Source organism: Streptomyces zagrosensis (assembly GCF_014203645.1).
GTDB lineage: Bacteria > Actinomycetota > Actinomycetes > Streptomycetales > Streptomycetaceae > Streptomyces > Streptomyces zagrosensis.
In genome coordinates this window covers 18,617-34,898 of the sequence record NZ_JACHJL010000036.1, presented here as the reverse complement: position 1 = coordinate 34,898, position 16,282 = coordinate 18,617, and the positions used below count along the sequence as shown (strand labels likewise).

Sequence of the window (16,282 nt, the reverse complement as noted above, 5' to 3'; positions counted from 1 at the left end):
CTCTCGGCGGGTCATCGTTGCCCGGCCGGAAACGGCGTTGATCGCATTGGCCTGCTCGTCCTGCGTCCGGTTCGCGTTACGCCGCAGGTGACGGAGCAGCTCGGCGAACGGATCCACTGCCATGAGTCTGACCTCTATCGGTGGGAGAAATCCAATTCTCGTCCCAACTCCCCCCTCTTTTTCCCCCCTTGACAAAAAATTTCCCCCTCCGGTTTCCCCTGTTCCAGATCACGAAGCCACGGTGCGATGGGCACATGACCACGCACCGGACAGCAACGCCACCTCGACCGGGGGGTGATGGCGGCGACGCTCGCGTCGCCGGCACCGCACCCACTGGGTGTCCGCTGACCTCTCGCGTCTTCGAGATGGTCATGGAGCCGGCGGGTGTGCACGTCGCTCAGGCGCGACGAACCACGGTCACCGTGCTGAGCCAGTGGTCGGTGCCGGACGCTTTGGCAGAGGACGCCCGACTCGTCGTCTCGGAGCTGGTGTCCAACGCGATCACCCACGGCTCTGGGGATGTCCGCCTGCGACTGTGGCACGACAACTACGAGCTTCGGATCTGGGTCACCGACGACAGCGCCGCGCCAGCCCGGCGACGACGTGCTGGTGCCAGTGATCGCGGTGGTCGAGGGCTGCACCTCGTCGCCCGCTTGTCGCTTCGGTGGGGCACCGCGGACGACGGCCGAACTACCTACGCGGTCATCCCCACTCTTACGGAGGCACCCCCATGTCGCCGCACGACGCGGTCGAGCTTGGACCCGACATGTTGAGCCCCGTCGCCCGCAGCCCGGGGGGAGAGACGCAGACGGCCGGCGAGTTGCCGGTTGCCAGCAAGGACCGTCCGAGGTGGTCCCGCGCCCCGCACCCCACGAAGCGCCGGTCCCGGGCTGGCCAGCTCCGAAGGACCCGCCAGCATTTCTACCGACAGGTCGTCCACATGCGGGATCTCAGGAAGGGCGACCAGCCGCTGCGCTTGCTGGCGTACAGCTTGGTGCCGAGTCCGAGGGCCCGACCCGACGAGGACTGGGGCACGTTACAGGCCGAGGCCGAGCAACACGGTTACGCGATCGGCGCCCGGCTCCACGATGTGGCCGTCCCGGTGCCCACGACGTACTTCTTCGCCTCCCGTACGAGCCGGAGTGTCTACACACCTCCCTGGCAGCGCCCTGGTTGGCGCGAGGTCGAGCGGCAGCTCCGAGACGGCTTGGCGGAGGGCGTGGTCGTTCTCGACCGGCACAACATCAGCTGCGATGACGACGAGTACCACGCCGTGATCATGCGCCTGGGCGAGCAGTACCGGGCGTTTGTCCACCTCGTGATCTCCGAGGAGCCCAGCGCGCCGACTTGAAGGCGTCCACTGCGCTGGGTGGACAAGAAGGGCTGGGGCTGGAGGCAGATCAGCGCCCAGGTCCTCCTGATCGCCACTGTGAGCGCCGCGCTCGCCATCACCTTCAACCACACCTGATCGAGGGCTGACCATGACTTCCGCCGGACACACCGATCGGGTGCCGCGCCTGCTGACGCACCGCGAGCAGGGCGGAGCGCTCCTCGCCATCCAGGAGGCCATCCCGAAGGCGCCCAGCGAAGTGGGACTCGACCTCTTCGCCGTGCCCGCAGGCGAGGTGCAGGGGGGTGGCTTCGACCTTTCTCGCTTCCACCGGCTCTCTCGCCTGCCGGCCTCGCCGAACGGAGCGGTCTCGCCTTCGACTGACGGACCGCCGGACGCAGCCTGACTTCCCTCAAGCGAGCGCGGTGGCGAACGCCGCTGGTCATCGGCCGTCGCCCACGCACCTCGTCCGAGGAGCGCGGTCGCCCTGCACCATCCCCATCCATCCGTGAGCAAAGGTTGCAGATGAACCGTTCCGTTCTCGCTCTGGCCGGCACCATCGCCCTCGCGTCCGCGGTACATACCGCTCAGCGACACCTGCAGCACCGCCAGTTCCTGGAGTTGGCGGTGCACCAGGCCCACGGCCGCATGCTCGAAGTCGCGACGACACACCCGGACTTGGATCCGATATGGGTGCGCAACCACCCCGATCACGTCAAGGAAGATGAATCCGGTCCTCTCCTGATGTGTCAGTGGTGGCTCGAGTTCTGGCGCACCGGCCTCAACCTCGGTGTCTTCACAACCGCCGTGCTGCGGCAAAACGCGAAGAACTTCATGCAGGACCCGACGGCCCTCAAGGCATGGGCCCTGTCCCGCCATGGGCGTGCTCTGCAGTCCCGAGGCCAGCGCGACCGCAAGCACGTGGTGTTGCTCAACGCGGCCTTCGAAGAAGCCGGCGGCCCGGACCAGTACCCCGAGTGCGAACTCGGACCGGTTTCGGCCCTCTGAGGCGCGACGGCCACCCCTGACGAGAAGGACGATCATGACCGCTCCCGTTCCCGCTCACGAATCGCCACCAGCTCCGCCCGCGCCGAGCGACCACACGTCGCACGCTCTTCTCCTTGACCTAGACGGTGTCCTGCTCGACACCCGTCCGGTGATGCAGATGGCGTGGCGAAAGGTCCAAGAGCTGCACGGCGTCAACCTGCCGTTCCACGACTACGAGCGCCACCTGGGCCGCGAGTTCGGCGACATCATGCAGCGACTGGGCGTGACCGATGCTGAGACGGTCCGCCGGACGCACGAAGCGGAATCCGTCGCCGCCGCGCACCTCGCGCAGGAGTTCACCGGCATCATCGAGATGCTCCACGCCTTCGTGGCCGCCGACTGGCGGTTGGGTGTGGTGACCTCGAAGCACGTCGACCGTACGGCTCCTCTCCTCGCGCGCCTCGGGTGCCCCTTCGCGACCGCCCGTACGTCCGCGGGGGCGGGCCGGACCAAACCCGCCCCGGATCCGCTCCTCCTGGCCTTGGTCGATCTGGGAGTCGATCCCGCTGCCGCCGTCTACGTGGGGGACATGGCGGTCGACCAGGAGTCGGCCGCACGCGCCGGGGTCGCCTACACCCGCACTGGATGGGGGTACGGGCAACTCACGGCTCCTGCACCCAAGACGACCGTTTCGCCCGAGGAACTGCTGCGCCTCCTCCTCCCCGCCAAGCAGCTCGTCGAGGGGAGCAAGGTATGAGTCCCCGCACGACTGGTGGTCTGGGCCTGGTCCGCACCGCAACCGCCGGGAAGCCGACATGGGCTCTCGTCGGAAGCGGCGCCCTGGCGCACGCGAGAACCGACCACGTCCACACCACTGAACTGGAAGCCACGGCCGTCGACCGGCAGGAACTGCGCGCCTGCGTTGAGGACGCCATGGCGGCCCTCGACAACTACGGGGCCTCGCTGGCCTCCACTCCGGGCGGAGCCGGCTGGCTCCACGTCCAGCACGTTCCTGTGCGGCGCTTCGTCGCCGAGATCGTGCGCAAGCTCCTGGCCCTGAACGCATGGGCGCCGTTCGCCTCGGCGCCGGGGCCCTTGGTCCTAGCCCCGTACGAGGGACTCGTCGGACTGCGTTCGAGCAGCTCGCGTGAGTACCTGGCCTACACCGTGACCTGGTCCGGCATCGCGTACCTGCTCGGGGCTGCGGCACCGCACAACCCGACCCGCTCCGCCCAGCTACGCAACCGCGCCCGGACAAGTACGGCGAACACGGAGCCGAGTTCGCTCCCCTCGAATCTCGGACGACAGGACGTTCTGGCACTGTCCTGGACCTCCCGGCACGCTGCCACGCTGATGCCGGTTCTCACTGAACTGGCACGCGACGGGCAGAAGAGTCTCCTCCTCGATCTGGCCACCGACCCCGCAGAGCGGTGCAGCCCGGGATCGGTTACGGGCATCGAGCTGCGCTCGGCGCCGAGTGACCTCTTCGCCCTCTCCGGCACTGCCGAGGGCCTACACCTGCCCGACGACGAGCACGCAGTCAACATAAACGGCCACGGTGTTCAACTCGCCCGGCTTGTATGGCTCTTGTCCGTGCTGCTCGAAACCAGTGGGGGCTGCACCCAGCCGTCGTGGCGGACCCTGGTGCGGGCGGAGAGCTGGCTCGACGACATGCTGCCGACTACCAGGCCGCACACCGTCCTCCTGAGTAACGACACCAGTCCTCTGGGCGTGCTGGCCGCTCACGCCGCCGAGCGACACGGCGCGAATTCGGTTCACGTCCAGCACGGGGCGTGGACGGCGGAATCGATCGCCTGGCCGGCCCTGCACAGCCGCGACATCATCGTCATGGGCGACCGTGACCTCGCTCTGAGCCGAGCGTGGGTGCGTCACCCCGAGGCCGAGGTACACGTGCTCGGACAGCCCCGCTTCGACGTACTCGCTGGCTTGGGCCGCCAGGCGCAGCGGCGCTATCTGGAGAAGCTGCTGGCTGCGGGTGGCCGCCGCGTGCCCGCCCGGATCGCAGTGTGGGCCTGCCAGCCGTTCAGCCCCGATCACCTGGCGTCCCACGCGGACCTCCTCTTGGACGGGCTCGGCAAGGCGGACGGCGACTGGGGTCTCGTCATCGCTCCACACCCGGCGCAGGGAGCCGATGCCTTCGCCTCTCTGGTGAAGCGGGGTGGCGGACCGCTCGTGGCCGTGGCCGATTCCCGGATCGGAGCACGAGGCTGCCTCGCTGGCGCTGACGCCCTGGCGAGCGCGTACTCGACGTGCGGGATCGAAGCCGCGCTGCTCGGCGTCCCGGTGCTCGAAATCGGCCCGCCGGGCGAACGCACCTTGGGCCTGGCCGGTCACGGTCTCGCGACCCGGTGCGATGACACCAGTGGCGTCGCCGAAGCGCTTTCCGAAGTGCGCGAGGCACGTACGCCGATCCCGCAGGCGGCCCTGGACGTGGTGTGCCGGTGGCGCGGCGACAGCGCGACTCGGATCGCTCGCCTCATCACCGACCGCGCCACATCCGCCCCAAGGGCAAGGGCCGGCGATTCCACCCACCAAGATGCGGGCGCCGTTGCGTCGCCCCAGGACGAAGGAGCATCCGTCCGATGACACACCTCACCGCCGACAGCATTGCCGAGCTGTTCTCCGGCGCTGTCACGCTGGCCAAGTCCGGCGAAAAGGTCAGCCCCCGGGGCATGGCCACCCACGAAGTCCGTGACGTGCACCTGCTGCTTACCCAGCCGCGTGCCCGCCTGCTCTACGCCCCGCCGGCCCGAATCGTGAATCCGGCTTTCGCGGTCGCCGAGACGGTCTGGCACCTGTCCGGATCCGACGCCTCGTGGATCTTCGACTACAACGGCCGGCTGCGGCAGTTCGCCGACGACGGCGTCCTCCTGGGGGCGTACGGACCCAGGATGCGGAACTGGGCTGGCAAGGTGGACCAACTGGCCCGCGTCGTGGAGATCCTCCGGGCGGACCCCGACTCCCGGCGGGCCCTGATCCAACTCTACGACCCGGCCCAGGACGCCGCCGGGCACAAGGACGTGCCTTGCACCCTCGGATTCCGGTTCCACCTGCGCGCCGGCCGCCTGCACATGGCGACCATGATGCGCGGCCAGGACGTGTGGATCGGCATGCCGTATGACGTGTTCTTCTACACCGTGCTGCACGAGCTGGTCGCCGGGTGGCTCGACGCGGAACTCGGCGAGTTCCACCTGCACATCGGCTCGCTGCACATCTACGACGAGCACGTGGAGCAGGCCGACGCGCTGACCTCGCTCTCGGCGAGCCCGATCATGTCCGACCTGCGAACGTCCTGGGCGGGCTTCGCCAGCCTGCTCGACCAGGTCCAGGCCCGCGACGTGACCGGTCACCCCGGCTGGGACGCGATGGCCGAGACGTTGCGCAGTTACCGGCTGTGGAAGGACGGCAAGCACGAGCAGGCATGGCGGGCAGCCGACACGATCGACGGACCCCTCGGCCAGGCGCTCACCGCTTGGTACGGAGAGCTGAAGCGGCGCGCGGCCAAGCGTGCCGCGACGGCCGGGGCAAGGTGACCGCCGCCATGAAGCGCACACCTTCCGTCGTCCTCGGCCTGTGCTCGTACACCCACGACTCGTCCGCCGCTCTTCTCGTGGATGGTGAACTCGTCGGCTTCGTCGAGGAGGAGCGCCTTTCCGAGCAGAAGCACACCAAGCTCTACCCGGCCCGCGCCGTGGGGTGGCTTCTCGACCAGGCCAAGCTGAGCGCCACCGACGTGGACGCCGTCGCCTACAACTTCCAGCCCGCCCGCTATCTCGCCGAGTCGGCCGCGGCCCTGCGCATGGCGCTCTCGCCGACGACGCGCGACCGGAGCCTTGCCCGCGCCCACGGGTTCGCCAAGGTGGCCCTGCGTACCCGTCGGCGGCTGCGTGTCCTCGGCAGCCAGTTCCCCTCTGCCCACGTCACACCGGTTCTGCACCACCGCGCCCACCAGCTCACCGCCTTCGCCGCCTCCGGTTGGGAGGAAGCCGCCGTGCTCGTGGTCGACAGCCTCGGCGAGCGGCAGACCACCACGATCGGTCATGGCCACGGCACCCACCACCCCCGCGCCCGGACTCTGGAAGCGATCAACGACCCGGCCTCCTTGGGGTACGTGTACGGCGCTGTCACCGAGCACCTGGGTTGGCGGCGGGGCGACGAAGAAGGCACCGTCATGGCGCTGGCCGCCCTCGGCGACCCCGCCCGCTTCCGCCACCTGTTCACAAGGGCCGTTCGTACGACAGCCACGGGCTTCCGCATCGATCCCGGCTACTTCCCGTCGCGCACCCTCACATCGGGATACCCGAGGACATCGCGGCGATTCGTCGCCGAGACCTGCCCCGAGCGGCACTCGAGCGAGCCGCTCACAAACGTCCACCGAGAACTGGCGGCTGCCCTCCAGGAGCGGACCGAGCAGGTCATGGTGCACCTGGCCCGCCGAGCCCGCGTCCTCAGCGGCTCCCCGCGCCTGTGCGTGGGGGGCGGTGTCGCCACGAACTGCGTGAGCATCGGGAGAATCATCGAGGCCGGCATCTTCGACGAGGTGTTCGTGCCGCCCGCGCCCGGTGACGCCGGAACCGCGATCGGCGCCGCCCTCGCCGTGCACGTCGATCGACGCAACCCTCGTCCGGTGGCCGGCATCGCCCGCACCTGCTACCTCGGCCCCTCCTACGAGAACCAGCCCCTCGACCTCACCCCCTGGCCCGGCCTCCACCAGAAGACCCTGGGCACCGAAACCGCGGAGTTCCTCGCCGACCAGCTCGCCCACGGCACCATCGTCGGCCTGTTCCAGGGGGCTGTCGAAGCCGGGCCACGCGCCCTGGGCAACCGCTCGATCCTCGCCTCCCCGCTGAAGCCCGGCGTCGTCGAGCGGCTGAACGCCACCGTTAAGTTCCGCGAACCGTTCCGGCCCTTCGCACCGATAGTCCTGGCCGAACGTGCCGACGAGTTCTTCACCCTCGGCCAGCGGGCCCCGTACATGTCCATGGCCTCCGGGGTGACGGAGCAGACGCACAACCGTGTGCCGACCATCGTGCACGCCAACGGCACCTCCCGCCTGCAGACCGTCACCGGGTCGCAGAACCCGTTCATGCACGCGGTCCTGACCGCCTTCGATCGTCGGACCGGCGTACCCGTGCTGATCAACACCTCCCTCAACGTCAAGGGCAAGCCGATGTGCGGGACACCCGAGATGGCCCTGGACTGCCTGGCCAACTCCGGACTCGACGCCCTACTCCTCGAAGGGAGATGGATCACCAAATGAAGATCGGATACAGCTTCTGGGGCTTCCTCGGCAACGGCGTCACCGATACCCCGGACGGAGGCCGCAGCCACCGCCGCCCCTTCATCGACGCCCTCCTCGCCCGCGGTCAGGACATCGTCTTCCTGCAGACCGACCGCGACCGCCTCGAAGCAGGTGAGGACCTCGGCAGCGCGTACACCTTCGACGACGGCCTCCCGGGCATCGACGTCCTGTTCCTGGAGTGGCGCTGGTCGATCACCGGCCGCAACACCACCATGTGCGGGAGCGAGGGGCACACCTGCGATCTGCACCGCCAGGCCCAGCTCATCAACCACTACACCGTGCGGCACCAGACGCCCACCGTGATCTGGGACAAGGACCGCACCCTGCGGGCTGAGAGCGTGTGGCGCCGCACGGCACACACTCGCGTCTGCGAGGCCGCCCTCGCCCCGACCCACGGCGCGCGCTCCCTGCTCTTCCCCGTCGCCGATGACCTTCTCACCCAGGCCGACCCCCTCGCCCTTGCGGCACAACGGCGGGACCTGGCGCTCGGTTACGTGGGCAACCAGTACGACCGCGACGAGTCCTTCGACCGTTTCTTCGCCCCGGCCGCCGCCCGTGTCGAGCACCTGGTCGCTGGGAAGTGGACGAAGACCGACCGCTGGCCGCACGTACGCTTCGTGGGCCGGATCCCGTTCGAGGCCGCCGCCGGCGTCTACGGCCGGTCTCTGGCCACGGTGCTGATGTTGCCCGAGCGGTACGCCGCCGTCGGGCAGATGACCCAGCGCATCTTCGAGGCCGTGCTCACCGGGTGCCTGCCGCTGGCCCCGGCGGACATCCGCTTCGCCGACCGGTTCGTCCCCAGGGAGCTGGTCGTGCGCTCCGGCCGAGACGTGATCGAACGCCTCTCCTACCTCCGCGAGATCGCCGGCACCCAGCAGCACGCCGACCTGATCGCCGCGTGCGTGGACCGCCTGCGCCTGTTCGGCCTGAGCAAGCAGGTCAGCACCCTGGAATCTGTCCTGCACGGACTCGTCCAGGCCACCGCGACGGAGCGGGGAGCAGCCTGATGCCGACCGCCCCCCAGGCCATGGCGCCTGGATCATCCGGGCGGGTCCTGGAGGATGGCCCCGCCGGACACCCGCACCTCTCTACGCTGGAGCACCATGAAGAAGGTCGCCATCGTCGGCTGCGGAGGCAGCGGCAAATCCCACGTGGCCCGCGAACTGGCCACGATCCTCGATGCCCCGGTGACGCACCTGGACGCCGCGTTCTACGACGACGAGTGGAACGCGTTGCCCGTGGACAAGTTCACCGACGTGCAGCGCGAGCTGGTCGCGCAGCCGCGGTGGGTGATCGACGGCAACTACAACTCGACACTGCAGATACGGCTCGAAGCCTGCGACACGGTGGTCCTCATGGACGTGTCGACCGTGGTGGCGCTGTACGGGATCTTCTCCCGGCAGATCCGGCACGGGGCCGGGCACAAGGGCAACGGGGTGCACAACCGCATCCACTGGGGCGTGATCAAGTACGTCGCCACGTACCGGCGCAAGATGCGGCCCCGCGTGATGGCGAAGATCGAGGAGTTCGGCTCCGGCGCGGATGTGGTGCTGCTGGCCAACCGGCGCCAGACGCGGCGCTGGCTGCGGAAGGTGGCCGCCGGGCAGTCCTGACCGGCCCGCGCCCCCGGTCAGGGGGTGCGGCATGAACGAGCTCAACCCGTTCCTGGACCCCGCCCGGCAGCGGGAGCTCTACGGACATACCTCGCGGCTGCTCGGGCGGACCAGCGCCCTGATGCGCGCCAAGACCGCCGGCCGCCCCGTGCCCGAGACGATCGTCAGCCTGGTGCAGACCCATCACGCCCGGCCCGACCGGCTCGGCGTGGTGCTCGACATCGGCTGCGGTCGCGGCACGAGCAGCCTCGTCATCGCCGACCAGCTCCGGCCGCAGCGCGTTGTCGGCCTGGACGCCTCCCCCTCCCTGCTAGCGCAGGCCCGCGAGCGTGCCAAAGGCCTGCCCAACAGCACGGTGGACTTCGTCGAAGGCGACTTCCACGACCTACCCCTGCCCGACGGGTCGAGCGACGTCATCGTCGCCGCCTTCTGCCTCTACCACTCGCCGCACCCCAAGGACGTCGTCGGACAGGTCGCCAGGGTCCTTGCCCCCGGGGGTCTGGCGGTGCTCGTCACCAAGGGCCTCGACAGCTACCAGGAGATGGACCAGTTGGTCGCGTCCGCCGGCCTCGATCCGCGTGCCGCCCAGCACGAGAGCCTCTACATCGCAGCCCACAGCGGCAACCTCGCCGACCTGGCCGCCTCCTCGCTCGACGTGATCACCGTCCTGGACGAGGAGCATGTCTTCACCTTCGACGGCCACGACCACACAGCGCAGTACCTGGCCACCAACCCCAAATACGAACTCGCGCTCGGCCTGTACGGAAACCCCGGGGCCCTGGCCGCGGTCCTGCACGAATTCCTTCCCGACCAGCCGCTGACCACCCGATCCCGCATCACTTTCGTCGTCGCCCAACCGAACGAAGGGCGCTGGCCATGACCGCCCCGCCGTTCACCAAGCACTACGTGACACCGGAGCGCGCGGCGGGGGCTGTGCGCCACTACCGGTGGATCAACGAACACGCCAAGCCGCTGCGTCAGCCGGTGCTCTACACCGTCGGACCCGACAGCCTGACGTTCGAGCGGATCGAGGGCCGCTGCGTACGCCCCGAGGATCTCCCGCGCGTGGCGGAACTGCTGGGCCACGCCCACGGTGCCGCCTGGGCCAGCGACCTGCACTCCGCGTCGCTGGACACCCCGCACCACTTCCAGGACGGCACGACGTTCGACGACTACCTCGGCCTTCGGAAGCTCGCCCTACAGCGACGCCACGTGCAGGGCTACCTGCCGAACAAGGCAGCCCTGCACGCGATGTTCGGCCTGTTGGAAGCGACCGCCCAGGGACCGTGGGCCTTCTACAAGGACAGCAACCCGCGGAACTTCATCGTCACCAGCACGCAGGACATCGTCGCCGTCGATACCGACGACCTGTCCCTCGCCCCGATGGGTTACGACCTCGCCAAGCTGATCGCGACGCTTCACCTGACCTACGGACCGCTCATGGATCAAGCCGTCACCACTGCCCTGCTCGCGTACAGCGCGGCAGCCCAACGCCACGACGCCCGGCTGGGCACGACGGACCGAGGCCAGCTCGACAGCTTTCTGGGCCTGCACGCCGTGCTCACCGCCCCGTACGTCGGCCGCAACGGCTACCGCTACAGCCTGCCCCTCCGTTTCAGCCACCGAGGAGCCTCATGATCACCACCGAACTCGTCTTCGTACGACACGGCCAGGCCCAGTGCAACGCCGACGGCCTCGTCGGGGCCCCTCGTACCTGCACCGGCCTGACCAACCTCGGGTACGCCCAAGCCGAACAGGCCGCGCGCCGTCTGGCTACCGAACACCTGAAGAAGCCCTTCGACGTCGTCTACACCGGCCCACGGATCCGCCTCGTCCAGACCGGCGAGATCATCGCCCGGACGCTCCAGGTCCCAGTGCGCCACGACGATCGTCTCGACGGCCCGGCCCACGGCGATGCCGACGGCAAGCCCTGGGACGCGGTGAAGACGGCCGCCAACGGCGGACCGCACGCGCATCCCGACATCCCCTGGGCCGCTGGCTCCGACACCTGGAACGGATTCCTGAAGCGCGCCAGCAGGAACCTGAGCCAGCTCATCGAGGAGAACCACGGCAAGCGCATCGTCTTCGCGGCCCATGGGGAGACGGTGATCACCGCACACACCCTGCTGCTCGGCATTCCGATCGGCTCGCCGGCCGGCTTCACCCACAACCACGCCTCCATCACCCGCTGGCAGCACCACCACAACCGCCTGGGTCAGACCCGCTGGATGCTCGACCGGCACAACGACACCGAGCACCTAAGTCTCCTCACGCCGGAGCCGACACCGTGATCGCGACATCGGACGACCCCCGGATACGCCTGGCGCACCACTTCCTCGGCGCAGTCGAGATCGCACCGGGCCCCGTGCTTCCGCTCAGGGTCGTACGTCTGGTGGCCAGTAACGGGCGTCACTTCATGGCCAAACAGCACGCAAGGCGGGACCGGTACGCCGGGGAAGTCCACGCCTACGGAGCATGGGGCGCCCACCTAAGGGGCCATGCGCCGAAGCTGGTCGGCCGTGACGACGCCACTCTCACTCTGCTGCTCACCGCGCTCACAGGCGATCGGGCGGACACCGTGGCCCCAGGCTCACCCGAGGAAGAACTGGCCCATCACGAGGCCGGCCACGTCCTCGGCGAGCTCCACCGGGCCACCTCTGCGCCCCAGGGCGGTGCCGTCGGCGCGGCGCTCGCCGAGCGCTTCCAGAGTTGGATCGACCGGGCCGTCCACACCGACCTGATCGACTCGGTGGAGGAGAACCTGCTGGAGCACCACGCGGCAATCCTGGGCACCAGCCGCATGGACAGCGCGGTCTGCCATCTCGATTACCAGGCGCGCAACTGGCTGATAGGCGACACCTTCGGCATCTGCGACTTCGAGCACATGCGACACGACGCCCGCGTCCGCGACTTCGCACGGCTTGAATTTCGACGCTGGCAAACCGCACCCCACCTCCGCACCGCCTTCTTCGACGGCTACGGGCGTCCGCCGAACGACACCGAACGGCGTCTTCTGGAGTCCTTCGGCGCCATCGAGGCGGCCACGGCCCTGATCAAGGGCCACCAGGAGAACGACCCCGCCCTCAGCGAGCACGGCAGAACAGTCCTGTCCCGGCTCACCTGACCGCCCCCTTCGACGAAACCTTTCTGGAGGTCCCCGTGCCACAGCACGAGCAGCCCCCGACCAACGCTGCCCCCCGACGGGCCGTGGTGACCGGCTCAGCCGGATTCATCGGCTCCCACCTCGCACACGCCCTCGTCCAGGCCGGCACCACCGTGATCGGCGTGGACCGCCGAGACCCGTCCACCGACCCCACGGCCGCCACCAACCTCGCTGCGCTGCAAGGGCGGCCGGGATACCATCACGTCACGGCCGACCTCCTTCACTGTGCGATCGACCCTCTCCTGATCGACGCGGAAACGGTCTTCCACCTCGCAGGAATTCCCGGTGTGCGGCCTTCCTGGGGAGCACAGTTCGGCGACTACCTCGCGTCCAACGTGCTGGCCACCCACCGGGTCCTCGAAGCCTGCACCCGCATCGGCGTCGCCCGACTGGTCGTCGCCTCCTCCTCCAGTGTCTACGGTCCGACCGACGGCGGCGCGAGCCTCGAGTCCGACCGCCCGAAACCCGCCTCCCCGTACGCCGTGACCAAACTGGCCGAGGAGCAGCTCTGCCTCGCCTACGCCGAGCGCCCCATCGGCCCCAGCGTCGTCGCCCTGCGGTATTTCACCGTCTACGGCCCCCGGCAGCGCGCCGACATGTTCACCCACCGCGCACTGCACGCCGCCCTGACCGGACAACCCCTGCGTCTGTACGGAGACGGCCACCAGCGTCGTGACTTCACCTACATCGACGACGTGATCGCCGCCACGATCGCCGCCGCTGTCGTGCCGACGGCTCACGGTGCCATCAACGTCGGCGGCGGATCGAACGCATCGCTGCTGGACGTGATCAACATCGCCACCAGCCTCACCGGCCGCGACATACAGCTCCACTGGGACCACGCGCGCAACGGTGACGTCCTCCTCACCCGCGCCGACCCCAGTCGCGCCCGCAAGGTCCTTGGCTGGCAGCCGCGAGTTGACCTCCACAACGGACTGCGCCCCCACATGCAGGCCCTGGCTGCCCAGGTGCCTGACCTCAGCCGGGCCGCGTAGCCCTACGCCTCGGAGCCCGAGAGGAGTGCTCATGGAAACCCCCGAGCGAGCGCGATTGGACGCCTTCTTCCGGCGGATCACCGCTCAGTTCCCCGCCGGTGAGACGATCACGACGCTGGTCATCACGCACCTGCTCCCGGAAAGACCAGCGTTCCTGCGAGCCATGACTGCGGTGTCCACAATCGGCGCCGTACTGCCCAAGCCCCGGTCGATCCACCAGCCGACCCTTGACGCGGTCCGCGGCACCCTGCCGGTCCACGACCTGACCCGGGAGCGGTTCGCCGACGAGACACAGGCCCTGGAATACCTGGAGGACACGGCCGGCGGCCAGCACGTCGTCTTGGTGGACATCGGCGGGTACTTCGCGGCGAGCCTCGACACCCTCGTGAACAAGTTCTCCGGCCGCATCCTCGGCGTCGTCGAGGACACCGAGAACGGTCACCAACGGTACGCGGCCCTCAATTCCCTGCCGTGTCCGGTTGTGTCCGTGGCCCGCTCCCCGCTCAAGGAGTGCGAGGACCACCTCGTCGGGCGGTCGATCGTGTTCTCCACCGATGCCCTCGTCCGCGCCCGCGGGGACATCCTGACCAGCCGCAACGCCTGCGTCATCGGCTTCGGCAAGATCGGCCGCGCCATCGCCCAGACTCTGCGCGCCCAAGACCTGCGCGTCACCGTGTACGACAGCGATCCGGTCAAGCGGGTACAGGCGCACTCCCTCGGCTTCCTCACCAGCGCGTCCACCACCGAGGCCGTCCGCGATGCAGAACTTGTCCTGTGTGCCACCGGCAATCTCGCCCTTCGGCATGAGGACTTCGCCGCCCTACGGAACGGCGCGTATCTCGGATCGGTGACCTCTTCCGAGGACGAACTCGAACTCGGCAGCCTTGACGATCTCTACGAACGACACCCCGTCGGAGCTCAGTTGACGCGATACGAGGTCACCGGCCACTACTTCTACGTGCTCGCTGACGGGGGCGCCGTCAACTTCGTGCACCTCGCAGCCGTCGGCACGTACATCCACCTCGTCCAAGCCGAGATACTCGCCGCCACCGCGGCGCTCAGCCGCGCCCGCTTCCAGCCCGGCCTGCACGAGATGCCGACGGCCGACCGTGACGCCATCGCCAGAACCTGGCTCCGCCACTTCGAAAGGTGACTTCGTTGCCTCCCTCCACCGACCACATCCACGCTGTCACAGAGGCGTACCTCGCCCGCCATCCGGACGAACGCAGCTCCTTGGGCCTGCTGTTCGCCGCGCTCGACGGCGCGGATGCTCCCACCAGCCGCAAGACCTGCCCCGCACACGTGACCTGCAGTGCCATCCTCATCAACGGTGAACGGCACGTGCTGCACATCGCGCACAAGGCGTCAGGGAAACTGCTGGCGCCCGGCGGCCACAACGAACCGGCTGACCGGCACCTGCGCGACGCCGCCCTGCGCGAACTGCACGAGGAGGCGGGCATCTCGCCCAGCGCCGTCGTCCCACTCGCCGGCTACGAGGGCGTTCCCCTCGACATCGACGTGCACGTGAGCCGAGACAAGATAGTTGGAACCAGGGGGGTGCGCTGACCTGGCGGTTCTGGCCTCGCGGGACACGTTTGTTGGCACCATCTGGTCACGCTTCTTGCAACCTGTGATGGATTGCCATCCATGGTGGAATCAGTTCCGAAGACCGCGGGTTCGCGGCGTCCGCTCGGGCTTCGTGCCAAACTCGAAGAGAGCACCGGAAGCCCCCCTTCTGGCGTCAGGGGCAGGCACCACGAAATGATCCGCCTATGACAGATGTGATCTTTTTCGATCTGGACGGCACCCTGGTAGATCATCGAAGCGCAGTCCTGGAAACGATCGGCCAGATCGTCCAGGCCGCGCCGAACGCGACGGCTCCACCGGAGTATCTGGTGACGTTGTGGTGGACGCTGGAGGCACGCCACATGCGGGAATACCTGGCCGGTCAGTGCTCCTTCGCTGAGCACCACCGACGCAGACTCCGTTCCTTCCTGCCGATGCTCGGCGAGCCGGTCCCAGCAAGTCCCGGTCTTTTGGACGCCTGGATCGCCGAACGCTACCTCGCTGTGTTCGAGGAGGCCTGGCGGTGCTATCCCGATGTCCAACTCTGCCTGGAGAACCTGAAACGGCTTCCCCGAGGACCGCGTCTGGCTGTTCTCACCAACGGGGACCCCGAGCAGCAGCGCGCCAAGCTCGCTCGCTTCGACCTCCTCGAATACTTCGAAGCCGTCCTGACCCCGACCGAGCTCGGTGCGGCCAAGCCCATCGCCTACGCCACCGCCTGCCAGCGGATGCGGACGGACCCCGCGCAGGCGGTCAACGTGGGCGACATGCTGGAAGGCGATGTACACGCAGCCGCCCTCGCCGGGCTCACCGGCATCTGGCTGGACCGCGGCATCGACTTCGTCACCGGCGGACCATCGCCGACGGCAGACGAGACGGTGCTCCGCATCGAACGGCTCACCGACCTCCCCAACCACCTATCACGCGCGAACGCCTGATGGCTCCTCACGACCGTTGTCAGTGAGCGACCCGGGTCAAGGCCTTCCCCGGGGCACTCATCAGCCGGTTCCAAGAATCATGGCCCGATTCCAACTACCGTGGCTCGGCTCAGCACGCGATCGACGCGAACCCGCCGAAGAACGAGCCGGCCCACCACCACGTGGACTTCCGCTGGGCCTTCCACCTCGGTGCAGAACACGCGGTGACGCTTCAGGATTGGCGTTGGGAACCCCCCCGGCAGGGGTTCATGATCGAGCAAACGATCCCCGACGATGTGGCAGCGGCGTACGAGCGGTTGTGCGCCGAAGGCTTCACCAGCCGCCTGTTGGTGGATGAGTCGACTCGGGGTTGAGGGCCCGCACGAGA

General features: G+C 68.6%; 18 protein-coding genes and 1 pseudogene. All 19 read left to right on the top strand.

Annotation, left to right across the window (positions count from 1 at the left end):
* Positions 1-254 precede the first annotated feature (254 nt).
* Entirely contained in the window at positions 255-773 is a 519-nt protein-coding gene (locus FHS42_RS34925; RefSeq protein ID WP_184580189.1) for an ATP-binding protein, read from the top strand.
* Positions 774-940: 167 nt separating this feature from the next.
* On the top strand, positions 941-1,351 hold the full coding sequence (locus FHS42_RS34920) for a hypothetical protein (RefSeq protein WP_246495843.1): 411 nt from the start codon (positions 941-943) through the stop codon (positions 1,349-1,351).
* Between the two features lie 130 nt (positions 1,352-1,481).
* A complete protein-coding gene (locus tag FHS42_RS34915) occupies positions 1,482-1,736 on the top strand; it encodes a hypothetical protein (RefSeq protein ID WP_184580185.1) in 255 nt (84 codons plus the stop codon).
* Positions 1,737-1,855: 119 nt separating this feature from the next.
* A complete protein-coding gene (locus FHS42_RS34910; protein ID WP_184580183.1) occupies positions 1,856-2,338 on the top strand; it encodes a DUF6082 family protein in 483 nt (160 codons plus the stop codon).
* A 34-nt stretch (positions 2,339-2,372) separates the two neighbouring features.
* Positions 2,373-3,074 carry an HAD family hydrolase gene (locus tag FHS42_RS34905; RefSeq protein WP_184580181.1) on the top strand — a complete coding sequence of 234 codons (702 nt, stop codon included), beginning with the start codon at positions 2,373-2,375 and terminating at the stop codon, positions 3,072-3,074.
* On the top strand, positions 3,071-4,924 hold the full coding sequence (locus tag FHS42_RS34900; RefSeq protein WP_184580179.1) for a CDP-glycerol glycerophosphotransferase family protein: 1,854 nt from the start codon (positions 3,071-3,073) through the stop codon (positions 4,922-4,924). The genes FHS42_RS34905 and FHS42_RS34900 overlap by 4 nt, the downstream gene beginning before the upstream one ends.
* Complete coding sequence (locus FHS42_RS34895) at positions 4,921-5,871, top strand: thymidylate synthase (protein ID WP_184580177.1); 951 nt, start codon at positions 4,921-4,923, stop codon at positions 5,869-5,871. Before FHS42_RS34900 ends, FHS42_RS34895 begins: the two co-directional genes overlap by 4 nt.
* Before the next feature lie 8 nt (positions 5,872-5,879).
* Entirely contained in the window at positions 5,880-7,598 is a 1,719-nt protein-coding gene (locus FHS42_RS34890) for a carbamoyltransferase family protein (protein ID WP_184580174.1), read from the top strand.
* Positions 7,595-8,647, top strand: coding sequence for a glycosyltransferase family protein (locus FHS42_RS34885; RefSeq protein ID WP_246495842.1), 1,053 nt, complete (start codon positions 7,595-7,597; stop codon positions 8,645-8,647). The genes FHS42_RS34890 and FHS42_RS34885 overlap by 4 nt, the downstream gene beginning before the upstream one ends.
* A 96-nt stretch (positions 8,648-8,743) precedes the next feature.
* Positions 8,744-9,253, top strand: a complete 510-nt coding sequence (locus tag FHS42_RS34880) for a P-loop NTPase family protein (RefSeq protein WP_184580170.1) — start codon at positions 8,744-8,746, stop codon at positions 9,251-9,253.
* A gap of 31 nt (positions 9,254-9,284) precedes the next feature.
* Positions 9,285-10,133 carry a class I SAM-dependent methyltransferase gene (locus FHS42_RS34875; protein ID WP_184580168.1) on the top strand — a complete coding sequence of 283 codons (849 nt, stop codon included), beginning with the start codon at positions 9,285-9,287 and terminating at the stop codon, positions 10,131-10,133.
* Positions 10,130-10,891 (top strand): phosphotransferase, encoded by a 762-nt coding sequence (locus FHS42_RS34870; RefSeq protein ID WP_184580166.1) that lies wholly within the window; start codon positions 10,130-10,132, stop codon positions 10,889-10,891. Before FHS42_RS34875 ends, FHS42_RS34870 begins: the two co-directional genes overlap by 4 nt.
* Complete coding sequence (locus FHS42_RS34865; RefSeq protein WP_184580164.1) at positions 10,888-11,544, top strand: histidine phosphatase family protein; 657 nt, start codon at positions 10,888-10,890, stop codon at positions 11,542-11,544. The genes FHS42_RS34870 and FHS42_RS34865 overlap by 4 nt, the downstream gene beginning before the upstream one ends.
* The gene (locus tag FHS42_RS34860; protein ID WP_184580162.1) at positions 11,541-12,377 is read left to right on the top strand and encodes an aminoglycoside phosphotransferase family protein; all 837 of its coding nucleotides are present in this window, start codon (positions 11,541-11,543) and stop codon (positions 12,375-12,377) included. The genes FHS42_RS34865 and FHS42_RS34860 overlap by 4 nt, the downstream gene beginning before the upstream one ends.
* Before the next feature lie 35 nt (positions 12,378-12,412).
* On the top strand, positions 12,413-13,411 hold the full coding sequence (locus tag FHS42_RS34855) for an NAD-dependent epimerase/dehydratase family protein (RefSeq protein ID WP_312867165.1): 999 nt from the start codon (positions 12,413-12,415) through the stop codon (positions 13,409-13,411).
* A 31-nt stretch (positions 13,412-13,442) separates the two neighbouring features.
* Positions 13,443-14,564 carry an adenosylhomocysteinase gene (locus tag FHS42_RS34850; protein ID WP_184580160.1) on the top strand — a complete coding sequence of 374 codons (1,122 nt, stop codon included), beginning with the start codon at positions 13,443-13,445 and terminating at the stop codon, positions 14,562-14,564.
* A 5-nt stretch (positions 14,565-14,569) separates the two neighbouring features.
* Positions 14,570-14,977 carry an NUDIX domain-containing protein gene (locus FHS42_RS34845; RefSeq protein ID WP_221477166.1) on the top strand — a complete coding sequence of 136 codons (408 nt, stop codon included), beginning with the start codon at positions 14,570-14,572 and terminating at the stop codon, positions 14,975-14,977.
* Positions 14,978-15,183: 206 nt separating this feature from the next.
* Positions 15,184-15,915 carry an HAD family hydrolase gene (locus FHS42_RS34840; RefSeq protein WP_184580156.1) on the top strand — a complete coding sequence of 244 codons (732 nt, stop codon included), beginning with the start codon at positions 15,184-15,186 and terminating at the stop codon, positions 15,913-15,915.
* A 233-nt stretch (positions 15,916-16,148) separates the two neighbouring features.
* Positions 16,149-16,268, top strand: a pseudogene (locus tag FHS42_RS34835) (YdcF family protein); the annotation flags it as partial.
* Between the last annotated feature and the right edge of the window lie 14 nt (positions 16,269-16,282).